This is a genomic window from Paraburkholderia denitrificans (genome assembly GCF_042655705.1).
Taxonomy (GTDB): domain Bacteria; phylum Pseudomonadota; class Gammaproteobacteria; order Burkholderiales; family Burkholderiaceae; genus Paraburkholderia; species Paraburkholderia denitrificans.
The window spans coordinates 145,603-165,882 of sequence record NZ_JBHSMP010000017.1 but is presented as its reverse complement, the minus strand read 5'-3'; the positions used below and the strand labels follow the sequence as shown (position 1 = coordinate 165,882).

The following is a 20,280-nucleotide window of genomic DNA, read 5'->3' as shown; positions in this document are numbered from 1 at the left end:
GAGCTAGCCCATCACCGCTAGATCCGGAGCACTGGACTTGAGCGCCCATAAGGCCATTGAGGGTGCAGACACTGGCACCGCCCCATATAACGAGGAACGAGGAGTCCAAATCAATGAACTTTCGTCTGACACCCCTATCCGCCGCGATGATCCTGGGGGCAACCCTGACGAGCGCGCCGAGTGCGTTTGCCGCGTCGCCGGTTAATGTCCAGATCGGTTTTGCCGCACCGCTCACCGGCGGCCAGGCTCACTACGGCGCAGACTTCCGCAGCGGCGTGCAACTCGCGATCGATGACATGAACGCCACGAACCCGGTCATCGGCGGCAAGCCCGTGCACTTCGTGCTCGACGCCCAGGACGACCAGGCCGATCCGCGCACGGGCACGACGGTGGCGCAAAAGCTCGTCGACGACGGCGTCGTCGCCGTCATCGGCCACTACAACTCGGGCACGAGCATCCCGGCCGCGCCGATCTACGCGAAGGCGGGCATCCCCGAAATTGCGATGGCGACGGCCCCGACCTACACGCGCCTCGGCCTGCCCACCACGTTTCGCCTGCTGACCTCGGACACCCAGTTGGGCAGCGTGCTCGGCGACTACGCCGTGAAGGGTCTGAAGTTCAAGCGCCTCGCGATCGTCGACGACCGCACGGCCTACGGTCAGGGCGTGGCCGAGGAGTTCACCAAGGCCGCGAAGGCTGCGGGCGCAACGATCGTCGATCAGGAATACACGACCGACAAGGCCGTCGACTTCCGCTCGATTCTCACGAAGATCAAGGCGGCGAACGTCGATGCGGTGTTCTACGGCGGCGCCGACACCCAGGCCGCGCCCATGCTCAAGCAGATGCGTTCGCTGGCGATCAAGTCGCCGCTGCTCGGCCCCGACATGCTCCAGTCCGACAATCTGATCAAGGTCGCGGGCGACGCGAGCGAAGGCACGCTGGCCGCATCGGAGGGTGCCCCGCTGTCCCAGATGCCGGGCGGCAAGGCGTTTGCGGAGCACTACAAGGCGCGCTTCAACCAGCCGGTGGAACTGTATGCGCCGTATGCTTACGACGGCACGATGGCCGTTTTCAACGCAATGAAGAAGGCCAACTCGACCGATCCGCATGTGTTCATCACGGCGCTGAAGGCGACGAACATGAAGGGCGTCACGACCAGCGAGCTCTCCTATGACCAGTACGGCGACCTGAAGTATGGCGGCGTGACCGTGTACAAGGTCACCGACGGCAAGTGGGTGCCGTTGCAGACGGTGGGCACGAAGTAAGGCGAGATCAGATACTGCTTGAATGCAGTGCTTGAATGCAATGCGGGGGATGCGCCTTACGGCGCATCCCCCGCATTTTTATGTAATGCCGGCTAAGCCGAAATTACATGTCCATACCCATGCCGCCCATGCCGCCCGGCATGCCGCCAGGCATCGGAGCATCTTCCTTCGGCACTTCCGCGACGGCTGCGTCCGTCGTCAGCAGCAGGCCAGCAACCGAAGCTGCGTTTTGCAGCGCGGTGCGCGTGACCTTCGTCGGGTCGACCACGCCGGCTTCAACCAGGTCGCCGTACTCGCCGGTCGCTGCGTTGTAGCCGTAGTTGCCGTTGCCAGCAGCGACTGCCGCGACCACGACGCTGGCTTCTTCGCCGCCGTTCGTGACGATCTGGCGCAGCGGCTCTTCCATTGCGCGCAGGACGATCTTGATACCGGCGTCCTGATCGGCGTTGGCGCCCTTCAGGCCCGAAACTGCCGTGCGAGCGCGGATCAGCGCAACGCCGCCGCCGGGGACGATGCCTTCTTCAACGGCAGCGCGGGTGGCGTGCAGCGCGTCTTCGACGCGTGCCTTCTTTTCCTTCATTTCGACTTCGGTCGCAGCGCCGACCTTGATCACTGCCACGCCGCCAGCCAGCTTCGCCACGCGCTCTTGCAGCTTTTCGCGGTCGTAGTCCGAGGTCGCTTCTTCGATCTGCGTGCGGATCTGCTTCACGCGTGCTTCGATGCTTGCGGCTTCGCCAGCGCCGTCGATGATCGTCGTGTTTTCCTTGCCCACTTCGATGCGCTTGGCTTGACCCAGTTCTTGCAGCGTTGCCTTTTCGAGCGTGAGACCGGTTTCTTCCGCAACGACCTGACCGCCGGTCAGGATCGCGATGTCTTCCAGCATCGCCTTGCGACGGTCGCCGAAGCCCGGAGCCTTGACGGCGACGGTCTTCAGGATGCCGCGGATGTTGTTGACGACGAGCGTTGCGAGCGCTTCGCCTTCGACGTCTTCAGCGATGATCAGCAGCGGACGGCCAGCCTTCGCGACTTGTTCCAGAACCGGCAGGAGATCACGGATGTTCGAGACCTTCTTGTCGTGCAGCAGCACGAACGGGTTTTCCAGAACGGCGACTTGCTTGTCCGGGTTGTTGATGAAGTACGGCGAGAGGTAGCCGCGGTCGAACTGCATGCCTTCGACGACTTCCAGCTCGTCTTGCAGCGACTTGCCGTCTTCGACGGTGATGACGCCTTCCTTGCCGACCTTGTCCATCGCTTCAGCGATGCGGTCGCCGATCGACGAATCGCTGTTCGCCGAGATCGAGCCGACTTGCGCGATTTCCTTGTTGGTCGTGCAGGGCTTGCTGATCTTGCGCAGTTCTTCGATCGCTGCTGCGACGGCCTTGTCGATGCCGCGCTTCAGGTCCATCGGGTTCATGCCCGAGGCGACGTACTTCATGCCTTCGCGGACGATCGACTGGGCCAGCACCGTGGCGGTCGTGGTGCCGTCACCGGCGTTGTCGCTGGTCTTGGAAGCGACTTCCTTGACCATCTGCGCGCCCATGTTCTGGAGCTTGTCCTTCAGCTCGATTTCCTTCGCGACCGAGACACCGTCCTTGGTGACCGTCGGGCCGCCGAACGAGCGCTCGAGCACCACATTGCGGCCCTTCGGACCCAGCGTGACCTTCACTGCGTTGGCGAGAATGTTCACGCCTTCAACCATCTTGGAACGGGCGGAATCGCCGAACACGACGTCTTTAGCTGCCATCTTCTAACTCCTTGAATTCTCGAATAGTGTGCGGTGCAATGAACTTACCGGTTCACCACAGCCATGATGTCTTCTTCGCGCATCACCAGCAGTTCCTGGCCGTCGACCTTGACGGTCTGACCAGCGTACTTGCCGAACAGAACGCGGTCGCCGACCTTCACGTCGAGGGCGATCAGTGCGCCCTTGTCGTCGCGCTTGCCCGGGCCGATGGCCAGGACTTCGCCTTGATCCGGCTTTTCCGCCGCTGCGTCCGGGATCACGATGCCCGAAGCGGTCTTGGTTTCTTGATCCAGGCGCTTGACGATCACGCGATCATGCAAAGGACGAAGGTTCATGGATAGATCCTCTCTCTCTTGATTGGGACTTGAAGACACTCAAGAACACCTGGCGGGCAAGGCCCACCAGAAAATTGTTAGCACTCTCGTGCGACGAGTGCTAATTATATGGACGAGGAATGACAAATTCAAGAACGGGGGCGGGAGTTGCCTTCGGGACGGTTGAGATTCACCCAATCTGGAACTCCATTCACTTAAGTTGGAACTATTCGTCACCTGTAAAAACGGCGCACAACACAATTTTCCCCAACAAAAACAAACATTTGCCAACGCCCCACTTCGCAAACCAACGGCGCTGCCTTATAGGCTGGAAAAGCCTGCGACACAGATTTCAGCGTGCTGCGGCGTCTGTAGCGGTCCTAGGGAAATCCCCGAGCCGAAGAGCGTGACAGCCCTGCCGACCATTCCGTTGGCCTCCAGCGTTGCGCTTGAGGGGACGCGCTCAATCACCAGGAACGCGGCACAGAGAAGATCGTCTCGGCCAAGCGCGCCCGACCTGTCGCAGGCCGGCTCGCTTCAGGATCTAGCACTGCCGACCGCGTCGCGCAGTGGTCGACCATAAAGCGGGCAGTCACCTTTGCGGACAATCAAGAACTCATGGCGGTCCCGCCGGCCCTTCGTCAACCATTGAGGACCGGGAACTGGAAGTCCAGAATTTCCTGGTATCTGCGGTGTTGCACGGGCACTTCTTCATCGAAGGGTTCGCCAAGCGGTTCGACCTCGACTTCCTCCTATGACTACGAAAAAATTATCAGTGGGATGGCCCGCGGGTTGCGCCGACAAACTGCGCCACGGCAGATGCCCATGTGATATCCATTATCGTGAGTCAAATGCTGCACTATGTGCGGAGAGGCTAGCGCGTGTGCTTTACAGGGAACGAGCTATGACAATCGACGACGACGAACGCGAGCGTCGGCAGGAACCTTCGCGGACTATTGGTAGTTGACCCAGCCTTATACAGGCACTGCCTCGGCCAGCACCTGGCCTCTGAACGTCGCGGAAATATCACCCGGCGTCAACAAGTCGACCTGCACCCCCAACAGTTCCTGCAGTTCAAACTGGATACCGCCCAGATCGAACAGTGTCGCGCCCGGTAGTACGTCGACCAAGACGTCCAAGTCACTCCCGTCTTCGTCCTCGCCACGAGCAACCGATCCAAACACGCCCGGATTCGTGGCCTTATTGGCCGCAACGATCCTGCGGATATCAGCTCGATGCGCGTTCAGCGCGACAGATGGTTTCACGGGTATAGATCGCTGGTTGCTTTGTACCAATAGCGCAGAGTATATGGCTGATCATAGTCAGCCATCCGGCGAACCGACCGTTGCGGCCAGCAGCCTCCCCCTCAAGCCACATGTATGCGACTGGCTCGAATAGCCGATGCTCGACGCCCACGGCCGGCACATCGCGACCCGGCCTGAGCCGTTCGTCACGAGCGGCCGTCAATGGCAGCTTCCAGGGCACAACGGTCATCGAAGTCACTACAGAAAACGCTGGCAAACCGGCTGAACCGGTCTTCCACGCCATCTGGCGCCGGGCTTGCAGATTTGCGCGTTTTCAATTGCTCGACAACATTTGACCCCGCCCCCGGCCCGGCAGGATCACGCCCCGGCTGAAAAGGACGAAGCTCGAATCCCCGATGAAGCGCCATTGGCCGCATGAATGGATGCAATCTCCGCCCCGCCGTTGCCGTCGGAGCAGGCCGCGTTTCTGGTCCTGGACGAGCGTACCAAGGGGCTCGTCGCGATGCCGCGGGCTACACGCTTGGGGACATCTGGCCAAAACAGCAGGAACGGCAAACATGCAGATCATCTCCGCGCAGCAGATCCAGTCGGCGCTCGACTGGCCCGGCGTTCTCGACGCGTTGTCATCGCGCCCGGATGCGTGGCGGCGGTGGCTGTCCACAGCGGACTTTCACGATGTCAAAGCATGAAGGGACAATGCTAAAAAGATGTTCCTGGTGCTCGTAATTGACGCGGAGGCCGGACTTGGCGTAGTCCTCGTGCAAGGGTTTCTTTTTTTTTGGAGCTACAGGCCAGTGAACTCGTTAGGCAGTTCGATCTTATCGTGCCGATGGCCGACGACTATTCTCTCGTTCATTCCTCGCGAAACCAGAACTCGCCGTAAGACTAGTTGATGAATAAGGCCAGCGTCAGTCACGTCGAAGTTTACTTTGCCGCACGTGAGCGCGGCGCGCCGGAACATCCACCGAACATGCAGACAAAGGAGCAAGCTCGTGCCGAATCGTGAGCGCAGCGGAGCGACCATCGTCATTGACGCCGTCTGGCGCGCGGTGCTTCGCCTGGGCTTTCCGCTCGCGCGCGCGTGGCGGAGCCTTCGGCGGCCGCATCACGAAGGCGCGCTCGTCGCGATTTATGTAGCGCGCGCTGTTGCTGGTGAAGTCGTCGTACCGGTCGGAATGGAGCTTTCCCTGCGGCAGCCTCAACGCCAGCGAATCGCCAGACGCGGCGGCGCAGCGGGAATTGGACAAGGGGATCGGTCTGGCGTCGTATCCGTTGCGCGCGGTCGGCAGCGTGCGCGGCGACTGGGACGGGCGCCAGGATCAGGTGCATTTCTTCGATCTTCATCTCGACGCCATTCCGGAATTGCGCATCGATCATCGCGAGATCGTCGCCGCGCAGCTCGCATCGCCGGAAGAATTGCGCGGCATCGCGCTGACCAGACCGGTCGCGGCGTATCTGAACGGACGGCTCGGCGCGTAGAGCGTCGATGCGCTGGCCGCATCGCAGAGGCCCGACACCCATCGGGTATAATTTCTTTTTGCATGAAAATCGACACGGACGCGGCATTGTTCCTGGCTAAATGAGCGGGTCTGCCGGCCGCCGCCATCCGATCCGCCGATAGTTCCAAACCGGACGTCACGTCTTTCACGCATCGTAAGACTCGGACGATGCCGGGTGCGTAGTCGCACTTCCATTACAAAGGCAGTCCACTGCCGTTGCCAGACGATGACAGCGAAGATTCCCGACAACATAGCACCTTCCGGCAAGGATGCGACGCGAACCGCGACGCACGAGCGCCGCAGCACCAATCGGCTTCGTTCTTTCGCGACGTCCCGCAACGTGAGTCAGCACGCCGTGTTCTGCGCAGGCATCGCGATATTCACGCTTGTTTTGCTGCATCTGGCGGGCGGCTCCGTGGGCGTTGCTGCGGCGCTTGCTTCGTTCGTCGGCGCGATCGTGATCGTGCAGGCCGGCGAACTCGTGCTGAAAGCCGCGAACGCCGATTCGCTGGGCGCGCGATTGCCCGCCGCGTTTTGCATCGGCGTGACGGTGGTCAGTCTCGCCATGCTGCCGATCGTCTGGTTCGCGAATATCGCGGCGGCGACGGCCTTCGTCGTGGTCGGCGCCGCGGTCGCGGCATGCGTGTTCTTCAAACGCGGACGAACGCGGACCGCTGTATCCGCTACATCCGCTGCATCCGAAACCGCCTGGACCGATGTCATCGTCACGCTCACGCTCGCGGCGCTGGTGTGCTGGTTTTGTCGCGACGCGGCGGGCGCACTTCCTCATCTGATCGAAACCGGTACGTTTCCCGCCTCGAGCGATTACTTCATCCACGCGGGCGAGGTCGCGAAGTTCGGCGATCCGCTCGCCATCGGTCCGAGCGATATCGGGATGTTCGGTTCGCCGCGCGCGTTCTATCACTACGGCTTCTTCATGCTGGCGGCGGCGCTTTTACCGCTTGCCGGCACACCCGCGCTCGGACTCGCGACCGCCGCGCTGCTGCCCATCGGATTACTCGTCGGTGTACTGGGCATCTACGTGTTCGCGGTGGAACTCGGCGGCCAGCGCATCGGCATGTTCGCGGCTTTGCTTGTGATGTGCCTGCCCGATGCATCGCATTACTGGGTAAAGAACTGGTTCTACGGATTTCACTGGCTGCTATTCGCCGCGCCGGGATCGGGCTATGCGACGGGCATCGGGCTCGTTGCGCTGGCGCTCGCCGTGCGATGGACGAGCGGGCGACCGCGCGATGCGTCTTGGCGATGGCCGTTGTTGGCGACGTGCCTGACCTTCGGTCTCGTCATGTTCCGCGCGCATATGTTTCTGCTGCAAGCGCCCGCGCTCATCGCGATGATCGCGCTCACCGCATGGCCGAAGCTGCGCGCGCGCCTCATCGCGATCGTGGTTCTGGCGCTCGCCGCGCTCGCCGCCTTGCTCGCGCTCGATACGCACGTGCGCGATATCTGGCTCACCTATTCGCAAACGCCGCAGTTCCTCGATTTCATGCTGACGCAGTTCAGCACGCCGACACTCGCCGCGACTTACGCGAATCTGCTGAGCCAGTACGGCCGCGTGGCGGCCTCGATAATTGGACTCGCGATGCTGGCCGTGGCACCGCTCGGCGTCTTCCTGGCCGTTTATGCAGTCGCCGGCGCACTGCTCGCGCGACGCCACGCGTTCCACATGCGCGACGCCTTGCCCTTGCTGATGCTCGCGTGCTACCTGCTGCTGATCGTGTTCGCGCCCGTCGCGTACAACGGCGATTTGTCGGAGTACAAGCAGCGGCATTTCGTGCTGCTGTACGCGGTTTTCGGCGTCTATGCTGTGTGCCTGCTCGCGCGGCTATTCGACAGCGAAACGCGCCGCCGTTTCACGCTGCCACTGCGCGCGACATCGATTGCGTTCGTGCTGATCGCGCTGGGATGCGCCGTGAGCGCGCGCGGCTTCAATCCGGCGAAACCATCGCCGGGCGGCGGAGAAATCTTCTACGAAGTGCCGGTGGATCGTGAGTTGATCGACGCCGCGCAGCACATCCGGCAACACAGCGCCGTCGGCGACACCTTCGCGATCGGCGGCCCGGACGCGAACCAGCGCATTCTCGATTCCGCCACCGTGCTGACGAGCCTCACCGATCTTCCCGCGTATCTGTCGCGCACCGCTTTTCAGCTGACGCTCGGCGGCATCAAGACGCGCTTGGCGAAGGAGCGCATCGCCATGATTCAGTCGATCGATCGCGCCGATACCGTCGATCAGGCGCAGCGCCTGCTGCGCGATGCGCACGTAACGTGGTATGTCGTGCCGCGCGAGCATCCGGTGAAATCGGACCCACAGGGCGAACATGCGTCGTACAAAAACGCGGGACTGTTCGTCTACCATGTGCTACCCGGCACGCGCTGAGCGCGACGCGCCGTTCAATCACCGACATGAAGAAAGTCGCCATACTGCAATCCAACTACATCCCGTGGAAGGGCTATTTCGATCTGATCGCCGCCGTCGACGAATTCGTGATTTACGACGAAGTGCAGTTCACGAAGAACGACTGGCGCAACCGTAACCGCATCAAGACGCGCAACGGCAGCGAGTGGATCACGATTCCCGTTCAGCAGGAAAGGCTCGATCAGAAGATCAGCGAAACGCGCGTGCTCAACGAGCGATGGGCGGTCAAGCACTGGAAGGCCATCGCGAACAACTATGCGCGCGCGCCATATTTCGCGCATTACGCGGGCGCCGTCGAAGCGCTTTATCGGCAGGCGGGACAGCTCGAATGGCTGAGCGAGATCAATCTGCTGTTCATCCGCAAGCTCTGCGACTTGCTCGGCGTCACGACGAACATCACCTCGTCGCGCGACTACGATCTCAGCGGCGACCGCGTCGCGCGTCTTGTCAGCGTGTGCTGTCAGGCGGGCGCAAACATCTATCTTTCAGGGCCCGCTGCGAAAAGTTATCTCGACGAGCGCCTGTTCGCAGCAGCGGGCGTCGGCGTGGAATGGATGAGTTATGACGGCTATCCCGAGTACGAGCAATTGCACGCGCCTTTCGAGCACGGCGTGACGGTTCTCGACCTGCTCTTCAATGCCGGTCCGCAATGTAAAACCTATATGAAGCAAGCCTGATCATGGATATCTCGATCGTCACCACGTTGTACAGGTCGTCGCGATACATCGAAGAGTTTCACCGTCGCATCGCGGCGGACGCGGAGAAGCTCACGCAGACCTTCGAGATCATTTTCGTGAACGACGGTTCGCCGGACGATTCGCTGCATGTGGCGCGCTCGGTGTGCGAGCGCGATCCGCGCGTGAAGGTGCTGGATCTCGCGCGCAACTTCGGTCAGCATCGCGCGCTCATGTGCGGAATTCGGCATGCCATCGGCGAGCGGGTTTTCATCATCGACGTGGACTTGGAAGAGCTGCCGGAAAATCTCGGGCGCTTCTGGCACGCGATGAACGAGGACCCCGAAACCGATGTGATCGTCGGGCAACTCACCGAGAAGACCATGCCGCTTTTCAAGGGCGCAATGAGCGATCTGTTCTACAAGCTCTTCAACGCGTTTTCGAGCGTAAGGCTGTCCGATCGCGACATCATCGCGCGGCTGATGAAGCGCAACTATGTGAACGCGCTGCTCGACTATCACGAGACCGAGATTTTCCTGCCCGCCGTCTGGGTCGATGCGGGCTTTAAGCAAAAGCGCATCGTCGCGACGAAAACCTTCGACGGCGTGTCGTCCTACACCTTCCGCAAGCGCCTCGCGATGGTCGTCGAAGCCATCACGTCGTTCAGCAGCAAGCCGCTCATCATGATCTTCTACGTGGGGCTGTTGTTTTCGGTCGGCGCGTCGCTCGTCATCGTTTATCTGCTGATGCAAAAGCTCTTCATGGGCCGCGTATTCCAGGGATGGACTTCGTTGATGGCGGGGCTCTTTTTGATCGGCGGTATCATCATCTTTTCGCTTGGCGTCGTCGGCATTTATGTGTCGAAGATCTATCTCGAAGTCAAGGCGAGACCCAATTCGATCGTTAGAAAGATCTATCAGGCCGATCGCGAAGCACCGCGGCAAAATCATGCAGGATGAAGCGCAATGAATGGTCTGATCATATTCGGGGCGACCAGTCTGGCCCGGCTGGTGCGCTGCTATGCGGAACAGGACATGGGTCTGAAAGTGCATGCGTTCGCCGTCGATCGGCAGTACAAGACCGTGGACGAATTCGAGTCGCTGCCTGTCATCGAATGGCAGGACGCCATGCGGCGCTTTCCCGTGCATGAGGTGTCGGTGTTCGTCGCCGTCGGCTATCGCAACATGCGCGCGCGGCAAGCGGCGTATCAGAGCATCAGGCAAAGCGGTTATGCGCTGACGAATATCGTCGCGTCGTCGGGCTATGTGGCGAAAGACACGGTCATGGGCGAGAACAATATCGTGATGCCCGGCGTCGTCGTGGAACCGGGCGTGACGATCGGATCGAACAACGTGCTGTGGTCCAACGCGACCGTTTGCCACGATACTGTCATCGGCAACCATAATTTCATCGCGGCCAATACGACGCTCGGCGGCGGCGTGTCGCTCGGCGATCGCAATTTCATCGGCTTTTCGTCGGTCGTGCTGCAAGGGCGGCGCATCGGCAATGAAACGCTGATCGGCGCGCAGTCGCTCATCGATCACGACACGGCCGATCTCTCGCTCTACTACGGCAGCCCCGCGAAGCGCATTCGCGCGCTGGAAGCGGAAGTGGGCGTCGCCGTCGCCGATGCATAAATACACGATGCCAGCCAACTCAAAGACTCCGATGACCCACGGCTTGCGCAACGCGTTCGGACAACTGCTTCGTTACGGTCTGGTCGGCGTGACGATCAACCTCGCCGGCTATCTGATCTTCGTGCTCGCGACCACGCACGGCGCGGAGCCGAAACTGACGATGACGCTTTTGTATATTGCCGGTATCGCGTCCAGCTTCTGGGCGAATCGCAACTGGACCTTCAAGGATCGCGGCAACGTGCTGGGGCCGGGCCTGCGATACGGGAGCGCGTATGCGCTCGGCTATCTGCTCAATCTGGGCCTTTTGCTGGTGTTCGTCGATTACCTGCATTACTCGCCGCGCGTGATTCAGTTCATCGCCGTGTTCGTGGTGGCGGCCTTTCTGTTCGTCACGCTCAAGCTGCTCGTTTTCATGCAGCCCGCCACCATGCAGGAGAAGCACCGATGAAACGATGCCTCGCCTGCCAGCATCTCTTTCCGGCGGCGTCCGACGCCTGCACGCGTTGCCACTGGACGCCGCCCACGCGCGACGCGCTTCCCGCCTACGCGCCCGCCTTGAGCGACGCCAGCGAAGGCTTCCGCGCCACACATTTCGCCGAACTCGCCGCGCTCGAATCGGACAGCTTCTGGTTCCGCGCGCGAAATCGGCTCATCATCTGGTCGCTGCGCCGATACTGTCCTGGCTTCGCTTCGTTTCTCGAAGTCGGCTGCGGCACGGGTTATGTGCTCGCTGCGATCGCGCAGGCGTTTCCGCGCGCGAATCTGTCCGGCAGCGAAATCTTCTCGGCGGGGCTCGCTTTTGCGGCTTCACGGCAAAGCGCCGCGCGCTTCATACAAATGGATGCGCGCGATATCCCCTTCGTCGAAGAGTTCGATGCAATCGGCATGTTCGACGTGCTGGAGCACATCAAGGAAGATGACCTCGTTCTGCAGCAAGCGCGCAATGCGCTCGCGCCGCGCGGCACGCTGCTGCTCACGGTGCCGCAGCATGCATGGCTCTGGAGCGCAACCGATGAATACGCGTGTCATGTGCGCCGCTACGCCGCGAGCGATCTGCACACGAAGCTGCGCGACGCGGGCTTCGAGATCGTGCGCAGCACATCGTTCGTTTCGTTTTTACTGCCCGCCATGATGGCGGCGCGTCTGGCGAAAAAAGGCAAGGAGCAGGCTGCGGACGAGGGCGCAGAACTGAGCATGCCGCCATGGCTGAATCGACTCTTCGAAAAAATACTGGCCGTCGAAATACGGCTGATCCGTGCAGGTTTCAACTTTGCCATGGGCGGCTCCCGACTCGTAATCGCAAGAAAATTATGACGATTCATATTCCGTTCAACAAGCCGTACATGACCGGCCAGGAACTCGGCTATATCGCCGAGGCGCATGGCAATCTGCATCTGGCCGGCGACGGCATGTTCACCAAGCGCTGCCACGCGTGGCTCGAACAGCACACGGGCGCGCGCCGCGCGCTGCTCACGCACTCGTGCACCGCCGCGCTCGAAATGACAGCGCTGCTCGCCGCGATCAAGCCTGGTGACGAAATCATCATGCCGTCCTACACGTTCGTGTCGACGGCCAATGCGTTCGCGTTGCGCGGCGGCGTGCCGGTGTTCGTCGACATTCGCCCGGACACGCTCAATCTCGACGAAACCCGCATCGAGGCCGCGATCACGCCGAAGACCCGCGCGATCGTGCCCGTGCATTACGCGGGCGTGTCGTGCGAGATGGACGCCATCACAGACATTGCGAAGCGGCACGGTCTGCTCGTGATCGAAGATGCCGCGCAGGGCGTGACCTCGACGTACAAGGGCCGCGCGCTCGGCAGTATCGGCGATCTCGGCGCGTACAGCTTTCACGAAACGAAGAACGTCATTTCCGGCGAAGGCGGCGCGCTGCTCGTGAATGCGCCCGGGTTCGCCGCGCAGGCGGAGATCATCCGCGAGAAAGGCACCGACCGGAGCCGCTATTTTCGCGGCGAAGTGGACAAGTACACGTGGCAGGACATCGGCTCGTCGTTTCTGCCCGGCGAGCTGATCGCCGCTTTTTTGTGGGCGCAACTGGAACAGGCCGGGCGCATCACCGATGAGCGGCTCGCGAGCTGGCGTCACTATCATGCGCTGCTCGCCGACCTCGAAACCGATTGCTGGCTCCGCAGGCCGGTCATTCCCGAGCACTGCGTGCACAACGCGCACATGTACTACATCCTCGTCGCGCCGCACGTGAATCGGCAGGTCGTGCTGGATACGTTGAAGCAGGCGGGCATCGGCGCGGTGTTCCACTATATTCCGTTGCATTCGTCGCGCGCGGGCATGGCCGTCGGCAGAGCGGCGGGTGAGCTCGACGTCACCGACGCCCTCGCCGGCCGGCTGATCCGCCTGCCGCTGTGGGTCGGGCTCACGCGCGCGAATCAGGAGGAAGTGGTGGACGTGCTCAAGCGCGCGCTTCGTGTGGGCGCGCAAGCGGGCAACGCGTGACGCGGCCTGAGCGCGTCGGCGTGATGCATCGCGCGCGCAGAGCCCGCTCGCGCCAGGCCGCCTTGCCGCCCATTGCCTGTTCCTGCGCGATCCAAATCTGGCTGTCGGGAAACCAGAACGCATCGGGGCACGGCGGCGCGGCGAGCGAGACCGGTAGATCGGCGTTGAAAATTTTCGACCACGCCGGCAAATAAGACGGCATCTTCACGAGATGCCCGCACCGCGCGAGCAGCAGACACGACACCAGCGCCTCGCGCCCGATCTCCAGCCCCGGATGACCGCTGAAATGCACCGCGCGATCAGCCGTCGAGCAGCGACATCGCGGACGCCGGGAATGACGGGTGCAGCGATCACCGCACTCGTCACGAAGCGGAAATAGTTGCGCGGGCGGATCAGCGCGGCGGCCGTCACGCGCGGCCCGGCGACGGAGGTGGAGAATGCCCGGCGGAAGAAGCTGCTGGCCGAAGCAATGCTCGATATGGAAGCGTTGAAGGTCGTCGTCAAGGGAAAGCACTGAGGCCGCAAGCCAAGCACGAAGCAGTGGCGGCGATTCGGGAGAAGGTCAACATCTCTGAGCGCCGCGCCTGCCGGCTTGTCTGACCTTCTCGCAGCGTGTTGCATTACGACGCGAAGCCGGGCCACGAGATCGAGGTGCTAGCGGCGCGTCCGGTGGAGTTGACGCACGAACGTCGTCGATTCGGCTACCGCCGACTGCACGCCCTGTGGAACGCGAAGGCCCTATCGAAGGGGGAAGCTCACCGTTTAGTTTGATCCAAGTCACGTGCAAATTCGGCCTGGTTCCACTTTGCGACCACGAGTCTCGATGCTCCGCCTGGTTTCGAGGTGACGCAGACTTTCCGATGACCGTGGACGGACTCTTACGAACCACTGCGACTGGCCGGTTCCAGCCGGACGGCTTCAGGATCAGCCTTTCCTGTGCCGCTCATGAGCACACATTCCGCAAAAGCACCCTCCAGTCGGGCGCGTCCGCACTTTCGATACGGGGCCGTCGCGCGGTCACGACTCTTCCCTACCCTTCTACCTGCGACCAAAACGCCGATTATCATTTCGTCCCATCGCCGTCTGAAGCCCGACACACCGGGGTTCGCCAGAGCAAAATCCACCTCACACAGAAAGTTCAAAGTTGAGTGAACCAAACTCGGGATAGTTCAAAGTTAAGTGAATCGCACATTCAAGCCTAGCTGAGCAACCAGGGCCGGAAGCCTTACGCTAGGGTCATGAACAGTTCAAACTTAAATGAATCTCGACAGGGATGGTTGAGATTCACCCAATCTGGAACTCCATTCACTTGATCTGGAACTTCAGGCACTCGCAAAAGCAGCCGCATTTATTATTTTTCTCATTTGAAACATAGAGTTAAATAATAAAAACACGCCGCCCGGCAGGCCAGCCCCGACAATCGGCGCGCTATTCAAGCCAGCCATTGAAGCCTGCGACGCAGGCTGCAACGCGCCGCGATAGCCGTAGCCGCGCCAGGGAAATTCCCGATCCGAAGGGTCGGATGCCCGGCCGGACATTCCGGGCGCCTGCGGCGTTGCGCGCTTGAGCGGATTCGCTGGATAAAAGAAAGCTCGCTGCCGGGAAACCTGTTCGGCGGTCTGCACGGCCAGTTCAGACTCATCGACGCAATCGGGCACGGGATCGGTCAGCTTGGGAAACTGAAAAGCGGCTGGCACAAGCGCAAATCGTTTGACAACGCATCAGCTTCAGTCCGTCGTATCATTTGATTTCATCCAACGCCAGGAATCTTGAATCGATGATCCAGATTTCCCGTATTTCTCTACGCCGGTGGTCTGCGATGACGATCGTCGCCATCGTTGCAGCGACATCGGCACTACCCGCGCAAGCACAGCACGACCGACGCGATTACGGCGGTCACGGCCGACCCGAGTATCGCGGTGGCGGTTATCGTGGCGGACATGGCGGCTATCGCGGTGGACATGACGGCGGCGGACACGGCGACAACGGCCTGGTCGGCGGCCTGGTTGTGGGTGCGCTCCTTGGCGCGGTCGCTGGCGCGGTCATTTCGAACGCAACGCAGGCGCCGCCCGCCGATGTCTATTCCGCGCCCCCGCCGCCACCTCCTCCAGGCGCCTACTACTATCCGAACAACTACCCTCCCGGCTACTAAGCTGGCGTGCCATGGCGCAACGCCCACGCACGCAATGCCGGGGCGACGCGCAGTTCTGCAGCCCGTCTATCAGAGAGCTTCCGACCATGAAAAAAACGGTTCGTAACACTGTTGTTCCCGCCTTGTTCGTCCTTGGCTTGTGCACCGCTTCCGCGTGGGCGCAAACAGCGGTGACGAGCAGTCCGGACGCGGCATCGTCCGTGGCTGCAAATCGAGCGCAGAAACATGCCGATTTCGTGGAGCAACGGATCGACCGGCTCCATGCCGAATTGAAGATCACCGCTCAGCAGTCGCAGCAGTGGGATGCATATGCACAGGTCATGCGCGACAACGCCAGGAGCACCGATTCGGCGATACGGGATCGCGCGCAAAAACTTCATTCGCTGAACGCCGACGACGCAATGAAATCCTATGCATCGCTCGCTCAGCTGCATGCCGATAACATGCAGAAACTCGCGACCGCGTTCAGTACGCTGTACGCCGCGCTGTCCGACGATCAAAAGGCGATTGCCGACGAGTTGTTCCGCAACCAGCGTGCGCGCTCGCATATGAGCCATTCCGGGCGCAAACCAGCGGCATCGTCCGGCGCGGCTTCGGCCCCGGCTCCGGCATCGAACTGATCCGGCTCGGGACCGACGGCAGCTTGTGCAGTCGCACGCCGTACCGTGGCGTCCGGCGCGCGGCGACGATCTCGACGCGCGACGACGGCCCACTGCCCCGGCATCCACACATAGCCGTTTTATCGACGCAACTCGCCTCGTCACGCCATCAGCACATTCACGGCGTCTTCAAGCGCCTGGGCCTGCTGGTTGAGCGCGGCCGACGCAGCAGTCGATTCCTCGACGAGCGCCGCGTTCATCTGGGTGATCTGGGCAAGCTGCTCCACGGCAATCTGCGACTCGCCGATCTCGACGCTTTGTCCACTGCTTGCGCGCGCAATATCTGAAATGGTGCGCGTGAGGCCCGCAATGGATTGCTCGACCTTGCCCATGTCGCCCCCGGCGCTGGCCGCAGCCTGGGCGCTTGCCGTCATCAGTTCGAGCGAGTTGTCGATCAGCGATTTGATTTCGCGCGCCGCAGCCTCCGACTGCTTCGCGAGCGTACGCACCTCGTTCGCGACCACGGCAAATCCGCGTCCGTTCTGCCCGGCGCGCGCAGCTTCAACTGCTGCATTCAAGGCCAGCAGGTTCGTCTGAAACGCGATGCCGTCAATGGTGGATGTGATTTCCGAAATCCGCCGCGAGTGACCGGCCAGTTCGTCCGTGAGCCGCGCCGAACGGCGGACGGCCTCGGCGGCAGCCGAGGCTGCCTCAGCCGTGCGCTCACCTTCGGAGCTGGCCTGTTTCGCCGATTCGGCGTTGTGCTTCGCCGTATCGGTGATCTGACTCAGCGTTGCGGTGGTCTGTTCGATTGCGCTTGCCTGCTGCTCCGTGCGCGCTGACAGATTGGCATTCCCGGTGGCGAGCCCCGAAGAGGCGCCGCGCACTCTGTCGATCGATACGCGCGTGTCCATCAATACGCCGATGTACTTGCCGTTCATCTGGTTCAGCACGCGCCCGAGACGCTGCGTGTTCGTGTCGCCCCGCTCCAGAAAACGATGATGCAGATCGCCCGCGAGAACCTTGAGTGCGCTTGCATTCATCTCGGCAAGCGGCGCGAAAATATTGCGGGACAAGTAGACGGCCATCACCCCGCACAACAACGCGGCTGCAATGGCAATCGACCATCCAAGCTGCACGCCCACCGTATGCGCGAGAAGCCCGGATGCCGTGCTGATCGGCACCAGCAGGATCATCACTGCCTGAAGCGCCATCAGTGCGGTGAGGCGCCCACTGGCCGGAAGATTGAGCACGCGCTGCGGAATGCCGCGAATGCCCTTGCGGATAGCGCGCCCGCCTTTCAGTCGCCACTTGCCCCCGTGCTCACGCTTGAGGTCTTCGTACAGGAGCTCGGATAACGCAATCTCCGCTTCGGTCGGACGCGTGCGAACGGAGATGTATCCGGTGACCTGGCCATTGCGCACCGAGGGCGTGATATTGGCGCGTACCCAGTAGAATCCGCCGTCCTTGCGCCAGTTCTTGACGACGCCGGTCCACGGACGGCCGCGCTTGATCGTCGCCCACAGATCTTCAAACGCGCACGGCGGCATATCGGGGTGCCGGACGATATTCTGTGCCTTGCCGATCACCTCTTCGCGAGAGAACCCGCAGGCGCGAAGAAATGCGTCATTCGCGTATTCGATTCTGCCCTTCAGGTCCGTGCGAGTAATGATGATATCGTCCTGCGGCAACACATACTCGTGATTCGTGACCGGCTGATTAATACGCATGGTTTTAATCTTTATCGATGTTCTGGATTCTCCGCTCCGGTACGGAAGCAGCCCCGCCAGCCTTGCGCCCGGGCTTGTCCGGCGCATTGGCGCGCCACGGCCATCAAAAGCGAACACAAGTATTCTCGATCCTGAGTCTACAGCATCCTCTTTTAATCAAACTGACGAAAATCAATTTCGCTTTTACGTCAACGTTTGCGAGAACGAATCAATTCACGAGAAATATTTTCAGCGTTTGCCGAGAACACGGACAAAATTGCGCAGCATTATCTGGAGCGCAAAAAGATCTGATTAAACAGATAAATTTCACAAAAGGGGGTTACCCGTCACGATCGAGGACAATCCGGGTGGCCGCGTGTTTCTTCTGGATCCAAACACGGCGGGCGTTCGTCTTCTTCCCGAAAGACGAACCCGACCCGCCGCAGGTCGACCCTCGCGGGTCGACGCATGCCGATGACGATCAGGCTGCTGCAAACGCCGATTTGCCGCCGCTGACGACGAATACCGATACCGCAGTCTGAAGTTCCCCGGCCCGATCGGCGAGCAAGGTGGACGCAGCCATCGCCTCTTCGACCAGCGCGGCATTCTGATGCGTGACCTTGTCCATCTGCGACACGGCGATATTCACCTGGTCGATGCCCTTACCCTGCTCGACCGATGCCACGGCGATCTCGCCGACAATGGTCGACACATTCCCGATGGTGCCCACCGCGCGCTTGACGGCCTCGCCTGCGGTATTCACCGTGTCGGAGCTGGTGCGGATGGTCTGGACCGTGTTTTCGATCAGCGTTTTGATTTCCTTGGCCGCCACGGCGCTGCGTTGAGCGAGCGCACGCACTTCGCTCGCGACCACCGCGAATCCGCGGCCCTGCTCGCCGGCTCTCGCAGCCTCGACTGCGGCATTGAGCGCGAGGATATTGGTCTGGAAAGCAATGCCGTCGATCACGCCGATGATCTCGCTGATCTTCTGGGTGCTGGCGATGATCTTCTCCATCATGTCGATCATCGAATCGACTGCCATGCCGCCTTCGCGCGAAACGTCCGAAGCGCCCTGCGCCGATTGGCTCGCGTCGCTCGCGCGCTGCGCGTTCTGATTGACGGTCGTGGCCAGTTGCTCCATGCTCGCCGCCGTTTCTTCCAGCGACGCGGCCTGTTGCGTCGTGCGCTGTGACAGGTCGCTGTTTCCCGCAGCAATCTGCCGGGCGGCCGCGGCAATCGAATCGGCGCTCGTCCGCACATGACCGACGAGGCGGCGCAGGTTGCCGGACATATCGTTCAGCGAAAGCAGAAGCTGTGCACTCTCGTTGGTGCCGACCACCGTAATGTGTCCGGTCAGGTCGCCCTGCGCCACGTTTTTTGCGAATGTCACCGCGCTCGCAATCGGACCGGCCACCGACCGGACAATCGCAATCGCGAGAAACGTTGCGACGGCAATCAGAATCACGAGAACGCCCAGCGCGGCTTCCTGTGCTTCCTGCGAGAAGCGCATGTTCGACGCCTGCGTGTTCAGCAGGTCTTCCAATGTGCCGATCTGGGCGCCATCGACCTTGAAGTCTTCATCGATGGCACGGGTGAACGCGCCGTAATACTCCTTCGCGGGCAGGTCCAATGTCGACGCATGGATAATGCGCTGCTGCGCCGCGTCCAGCGCCGTCTCCGAAAGCCGCTGTGCCTGCGCAAGCGGCGCACTCAGCGACGCACCGAGCTTCGGATTCTCCCGCATCATCGTGTCCAGATCGTACTTGACCGCGTCCGAGCGCTCGTTGGAGCGATTCACGAGATTCGTCATCTCCACGATGTCGGCAGGCGAGGCTGTGCCCTGCGCCAGAATCTTCGCCCCCTTTGCGCGCGTCTTCCCCAGTTCCTCGGTCAGCGCCGGTACGTCCACGAGTGCGCTCAGAATCATCCGGTAGCTGTCGATATCGTGATCGACGGCGAGACCCGACTCATCGAGAAGCAACCCGTTGACCTTCAAAAGCTGCGCAATCAGATTCCCATGACCGACCACGCTTCCCTCAGGATCGATCTGATGGTTGCCGACCTTGTCGCGCAACGATTGCCAGGCCTGCATCACGCTGTTCCATTGCGCGAGCGCGGGGCCGCTTGCATTCATCCCTTGCAGCCGGCTGGTCACTTCGCTGTAGGCGGCATCGGCCTCGCTGGTATTCGCGTGCAATTGTTCCGCCACGCCTGCATCCGTGCTCGCAAGCGCGATACTCGACAGGCCACGATGCTTCTGCGTCAGTTGCACCGCGTGCAGCAGGGCACGCTCGACAGGAATGCCGCCAGCCTCGCGATGCTTGAGGTCGATGGCCGCATTGGTGCCGCCGATGTCCGCGCTGTAAATGAAGAGCGCGGTTGGAATCGCGACCATGCTGAGCGCCAGCGCCGCGAGAATGCCGAATTTTGCAGGTAGCCCGATCCGGGCGAGTAGCGTCTTCATGGTTCGTGCTTTCAAATAAATGGCCGCCCAGCGGATGGGCGGCAAAT

General features: G+C 61.4%; 18 protein-coding genes and 3 pseudogenes. 14 read left to right on the top strand and 7 right to left on the bottom strand.

The window, feature by feature from the left end; all coding sequences use genetic code 11:
• Positions 1–113: 113 nt before the first annotated feature.
• Positions 114–1,265, top strand: coding sequence for a branched-chain amino acid ABC transporter substrate-binding protein (locus ACFPTO_RS15330; protein WP_377712383.1), 1,152 nt, complete (start codon positions 114–116; stop codon positions 1,263–1,265).
• A gap of 103 nt (positions 1,266–1,368) precedes the next feature.
• On the opposite strand, the gene groL is transcribed toward ACFPTO_RS15330, so the two are convergent.
• The 3 genes from groL to ACFPTO_RS15315 form a co-directional block, all read right to left on the bottom strand.
• Entirely contained in the window at positions 1,369–3,009 is a 1,641-nt protein-coding gene (groL, locus tag ACFPTO_RS15325) for a chaperonin GroEL (RefSeq protein ID WP_296655356.1), read from the bottom strand.
• A 44-nt stretch (positions 3,010–3,053) separates the two neighbouring features.
• Positions 3,054–3,344: a co-chaperone GroES gene (gene groES, locus ACFPTO_RS15320; protein ID WP_296655354.1), complete on the bottom strand. Its 291-nt coding sequence runs from the start codon at positions 3,342–3,344 to the stop codon at positions 3,054–3,056.
• 953 nt (positions 3,345–4,297) lie between these two features.
• Complete coding sequence (locus tag ACFPTO_RS15315) at positions 4,298–4,588, bottom strand: nucleotidyltransferase family protein (protein ID WP_377712382.1); 291 nt, start codon at positions 4,586–4,588, stop codon at positions 4,298–4,300.
• A 557-nt stretch (positions 4,589–5,145) separates the two neighbouring features.
• Between ACFPTO_RS15315 and ACFPTO_RS15310 the strand changes: the two genes are divergently transcribed.
• The 9 genes and pseudogenes from ACFPTO_RS15310 to rffA all read left to right on the top strand — a co-directional run bounded on the left by ACFPTO_RS15310 (position 5,146) and on the right by rffA (position 13,309).
• Positions 5,146–5,277, top strand: a complete 132-nt coding sequence (locus ACFPTO_RS15310) for a hypothetical protein (RefSeq protein ID WP_377712380.1) — start codon at positions 5,146–5,148, stop codon at positions 5,275–5,277.
• A 303-nt stretch (positions 5,278–5,580) separates the two neighbouring features.
• A pseudogene (locus tag ACFPTO_RS15305) lies at positions 5,581–6,067 on the top strand (NUDIX domain-containing protein).
• 360 nt (positions 6,068–6,427) lie between these two features.
• Positions 6,428–8,488 (top strand): hypothetical protein, encoded by a 2,061-nt coding sequence (locus tag ACFPTO_RS15300; protein WP_377712379.1) that lies wholly within the window; start codon positions 6,428–6,430, stop codon positions 8,486–8,488.
• Positions 8,489–8,514: 26 nt separating this feature from the next.
• On the top strand, positions 8,515–9,204 hold the full coding sequence (locus tag ACFPTO_RS15295) for a WbqC family protein (protein ID WP_377712377.1): 690 nt from the start codon (positions 8,515–8,517) through the stop codon (positions 9,202–9,204).
• 2 nt (positions 9,205–9,206) lie between these two features.
• Complete coding sequence (locus tag ACFPTO_RS15290; RefSeq protein ID WP_377712375.1) at positions 9,207–10,160, top strand: glycosyltransferase family 2 protein; 954 nt, start codon at positions 9,207–9,209, stop codon at positions 10,158–10,160.
• Between the two features lie 6 nt (positions 10,161–10,166).
• Positions 10,167–10,838 carry an acetyltransferase gene (locus ACFPTO_RS15285; protein WP_377712373.1) on the top strand — a complete coding sequence of 224 codons (672 nt, stop codon included), beginning with the start codon at positions 10,167–10,169 and terminating at the stop codon, positions 10,836–10,838.
• 7 nt (positions 10,839–10,845) lie between these two features.
• Complete coding sequence (locus ACFPTO_RS15280) at positions 10,846–11,286, top strand: GtrA family protein (protein ID WP_377712371.1); 441 nt, start codon at positions 10,846–10,848, stop codon at positions 11,284–11,286.
• Complete coding sequence (locus tag ACFPTO_RS15275) at positions 11,283–12,152, top strand: class I SAM-dependent methyltransferase (protein ID WP_377712370.1); 870 nt, start codon at positions 11,283–11,285, stop codon at positions 12,150–12,152. The genes ACFPTO_RS15280 and ACFPTO_RS15275 overlap by 4 nt, the downstream gene beginning before the upstream one ends.
• Positions 12,149–13,309 (top strand): dTDP-4-amino-4,6-dideoxygalactose transaminase, encoded by a 1,161-nt coding sequence (gene rffA / locus ACFPTO_RS15270; protein WP_377712369.1) that lies wholly within the window; start codon positions 12,149–12,151, stop codon positions 13,307–13,309. The genes ACFPTO_RS15275 and rffA overlap by 4 nt, the downstream gene beginning before the upstream one ends.
• Positions 13,310–13,364: 55 nt before the next feature.
• Here the strand turns inward: rffA and ACFPTO_RS15265 are convergent.
• Positions 13,365–13,601 (bottom strand): annotated as a pseudogene (locus tag ACFPTO_RS15265) (hypothetical protein); the annotation flags it as partial.
• 129 nt (positions 13,602–13,730) lie between these two features.
• Here ACFPTO_RS15265 and ACFPTO_RS15260 point away from each other — a divergent pair.
• A pseudogene (locus ACFPTO_RS15260) lies at positions 13,731–13,906 on the top strand (IS3-like element IS407 family transposase); the annotation flags it as partial.
• A 725-nt stretch (positions 13,907–14,631) separates the two neighbouring features.
• Here ACFPTO_RS15260 and ACFPTO_RS15255 read toward each other — a convergent pair.
• Entirely contained in the window at positions 14,632–15,006 is a 375-nt protein-coding gene (locus tag ACFPTO_RS15255; protein ID WP_377712367.1) for a hypothetical protein, read from the bottom strand.
• 122 nt (positions 15,007–15,128) lie between these two features.
• Here ACFPTO_RS15255 and ACFPTO_RS15250 point away from each other — a divergent pair, with 122 nt between their 5' ends.
• Together ACFPTO_RS15250 and ACFPTO_RS15245 are read left to right on the top strand one after the other, a co-directional pair.
• Positions 15,129–15,461, top strand: coding sequence for a hypothetical protein (locus tag ACFPTO_RS15250; protein WP_377712365.1), 333 nt, complete (start codon positions 15,129–15,131; stop codon positions 15,459–15,461).
• An 11-nt stretch (positions 15,462–15,472) separates the two neighbouring features.
• Positions 15,473–16,081 (top strand): Spy/CpxP family protein refolding chaperone, encoded by a 609-nt coding sequence (locus tag ACFPTO_RS15245; protein WP_377712363.1) that lies wholly within the window; start codon positions 15,473–15,475, stop codon positions 16,079–16,081.
• A 140-nt stretch (positions 16,082–16,221) separates the two neighbouring features.
• On the opposite strand, the gene ACFPTO_RS15240 is transcribed toward ACFPTO_RS15245, so the two are convergent.
• Positions 16,222–17,790, bottom strand: coding sequence for a methyl-accepting chemotaxis protein (locus ACFPTO_RS15240; RefSeq protein WP_377712361.1), 1,569 nt, complete (start codon positions 17,788–17,790; stop codon positions 16,222–16,224).
• Between the two features lie 17 nt (positions 17,791–17,807).
• On the opposite strand from ACFPTO_RS15240, the gene ACFPTO_RS15235 reads away from it, so the two are divergent.
• The gene (locus ACFPTO_RS15235; RefSeq protein WP_377712359.1) at positions 17,808–18,311 is read left to right on the top strand and encodes a hypothetical protein; all 504 of its coding nucleotides are present in this window, start codon (positions 17,808–17,810) and stop codon (positions 18,309–18,311) included.
• Here ACFPTO_RS15235 and ACFPTO_RS15230 read toward each other — a convergent pair.
• Complete coding sequence (locus ACFPTO_RS15230) at positions 18,251–20,233, bottom strand: methyl-accepting chemotaxis protein (RefSeq protein ID WP_377712357.1); 1,983 nt, start codon at positions 20,231–20,233, stop codon at positions 18,251–18,253. The two genes, ACFPTO_RS15235 and ACFPTO_RS15230, sit on opposite strands and share 61 nt — an antisense overlap.
• Positions 20,234–20,280: the final 47 nt, after the last annotated feature.

Bases quoted from the DNA above. Each gene is read 5' to 3' on its own strand.
- ACFPTO_RS15330 (WP_377712383.1), top strand. From the start codon at position 114: ATGAACTTTCGTCTGACACCCCTATCCGCCGCGATGATCCTGGGGGCA.
- groL (WP_296655356.1), bottom strand. From the start codon at position 3,009: ATGGCAGCTAAAGACGTCGTGTTCGGCGATTCCGCCCGTTCCAAGATG.
- groES (WP_296655354.1), bottom strand. From the start codon at position 3,344: ATGAACCTTCGTCCTTTGCATGATCGCGTGATCGTCAAGCGCCTGGAT.
- ACFPTO_RS15310 (WP_377712380.1), top strand. From the start codon at position 5,146: ATGCAGATCATCTCCGCGCAGCAGATCCAGTCGGCGCTCGACTGGCCC.
- ACFPTO_RS15295 (WP_377712377.1), top strand. From the start codon at position 8,515: ATGAAGAAAGTCGCCATACTGCAATCCAACTACATCCCGTGGAAGGGC.
- ACFPTO_RS15290 (WP_377712375.1), top strand. From the start codon at position 9,207: ATGGATATCTCGATCGTCACCACGTTGTACAGGTCGTCGCGATACATC.
- ACFPTO_RS15285 (WP_377712373.1), top strand. From the start codon at position 10,167: ATGAATGGTCTGATCATATTCGGGGCGACCAGTCTGGCCCGGCTGGTG.
- ACFPTO_RS15280 (WP_377712371.1), top strand. From the start codon at position 10,846: ATGCCAGCCAACTCAAAGACTCCGATGACCCACGGCTTGCGCAACGCG.
- ACFPTO_RS15275 (WP_377712370.1), top strand. From the start codon at position 11,283: ATGAAACGATGCCTCGCCTGCCAGCATCTCTTTCCGGCGGCGTCCGAC.
- rffA (WP_377712369.1), top strand. From the start codon at position 12,149: ATGACGATTCATATTCCGTTCAACAAGCCGTACATGACCGGCCAGGAA.
- ACFPTO_RS15250 (WP_377712365.1), top strand. From the start codon at position 15,129: ATGACGATCGTCGCCATCGTTGCAGCGACATCGGCACTACCCGCGCAA.
- ACFPTO_RS15245 (WP_377712363.1), top strand. From the start codon at position 15,473: ATGGCGCAACGCCCACGCACGCAATGCCGGGGCGACGCGCAGTTCTGC.
- ACFPTO_RS15240 (WP_377712361.1), bottom strand. From the start codon at position 17,790: ATGCGTATTAATCAGCCGGTCACGAATCACGAGTATGTGTTGCCGCAG.
- ACFPTO_RS15235 (WP_377712359.1), top strand. From the start codon at position 17,808: ATGTTCTGGATTCTCCGCTCCGGTACGGAAGCAGCCCCGCCAGCCTTG.
- ACFPTO_RS15230 (WP_377712357.1), bottom strand. From the start codon at position 20,233: ATGAAGACGCTACTCGCCCGGATCGGGCTACCTGCAAAATTCGGCATT.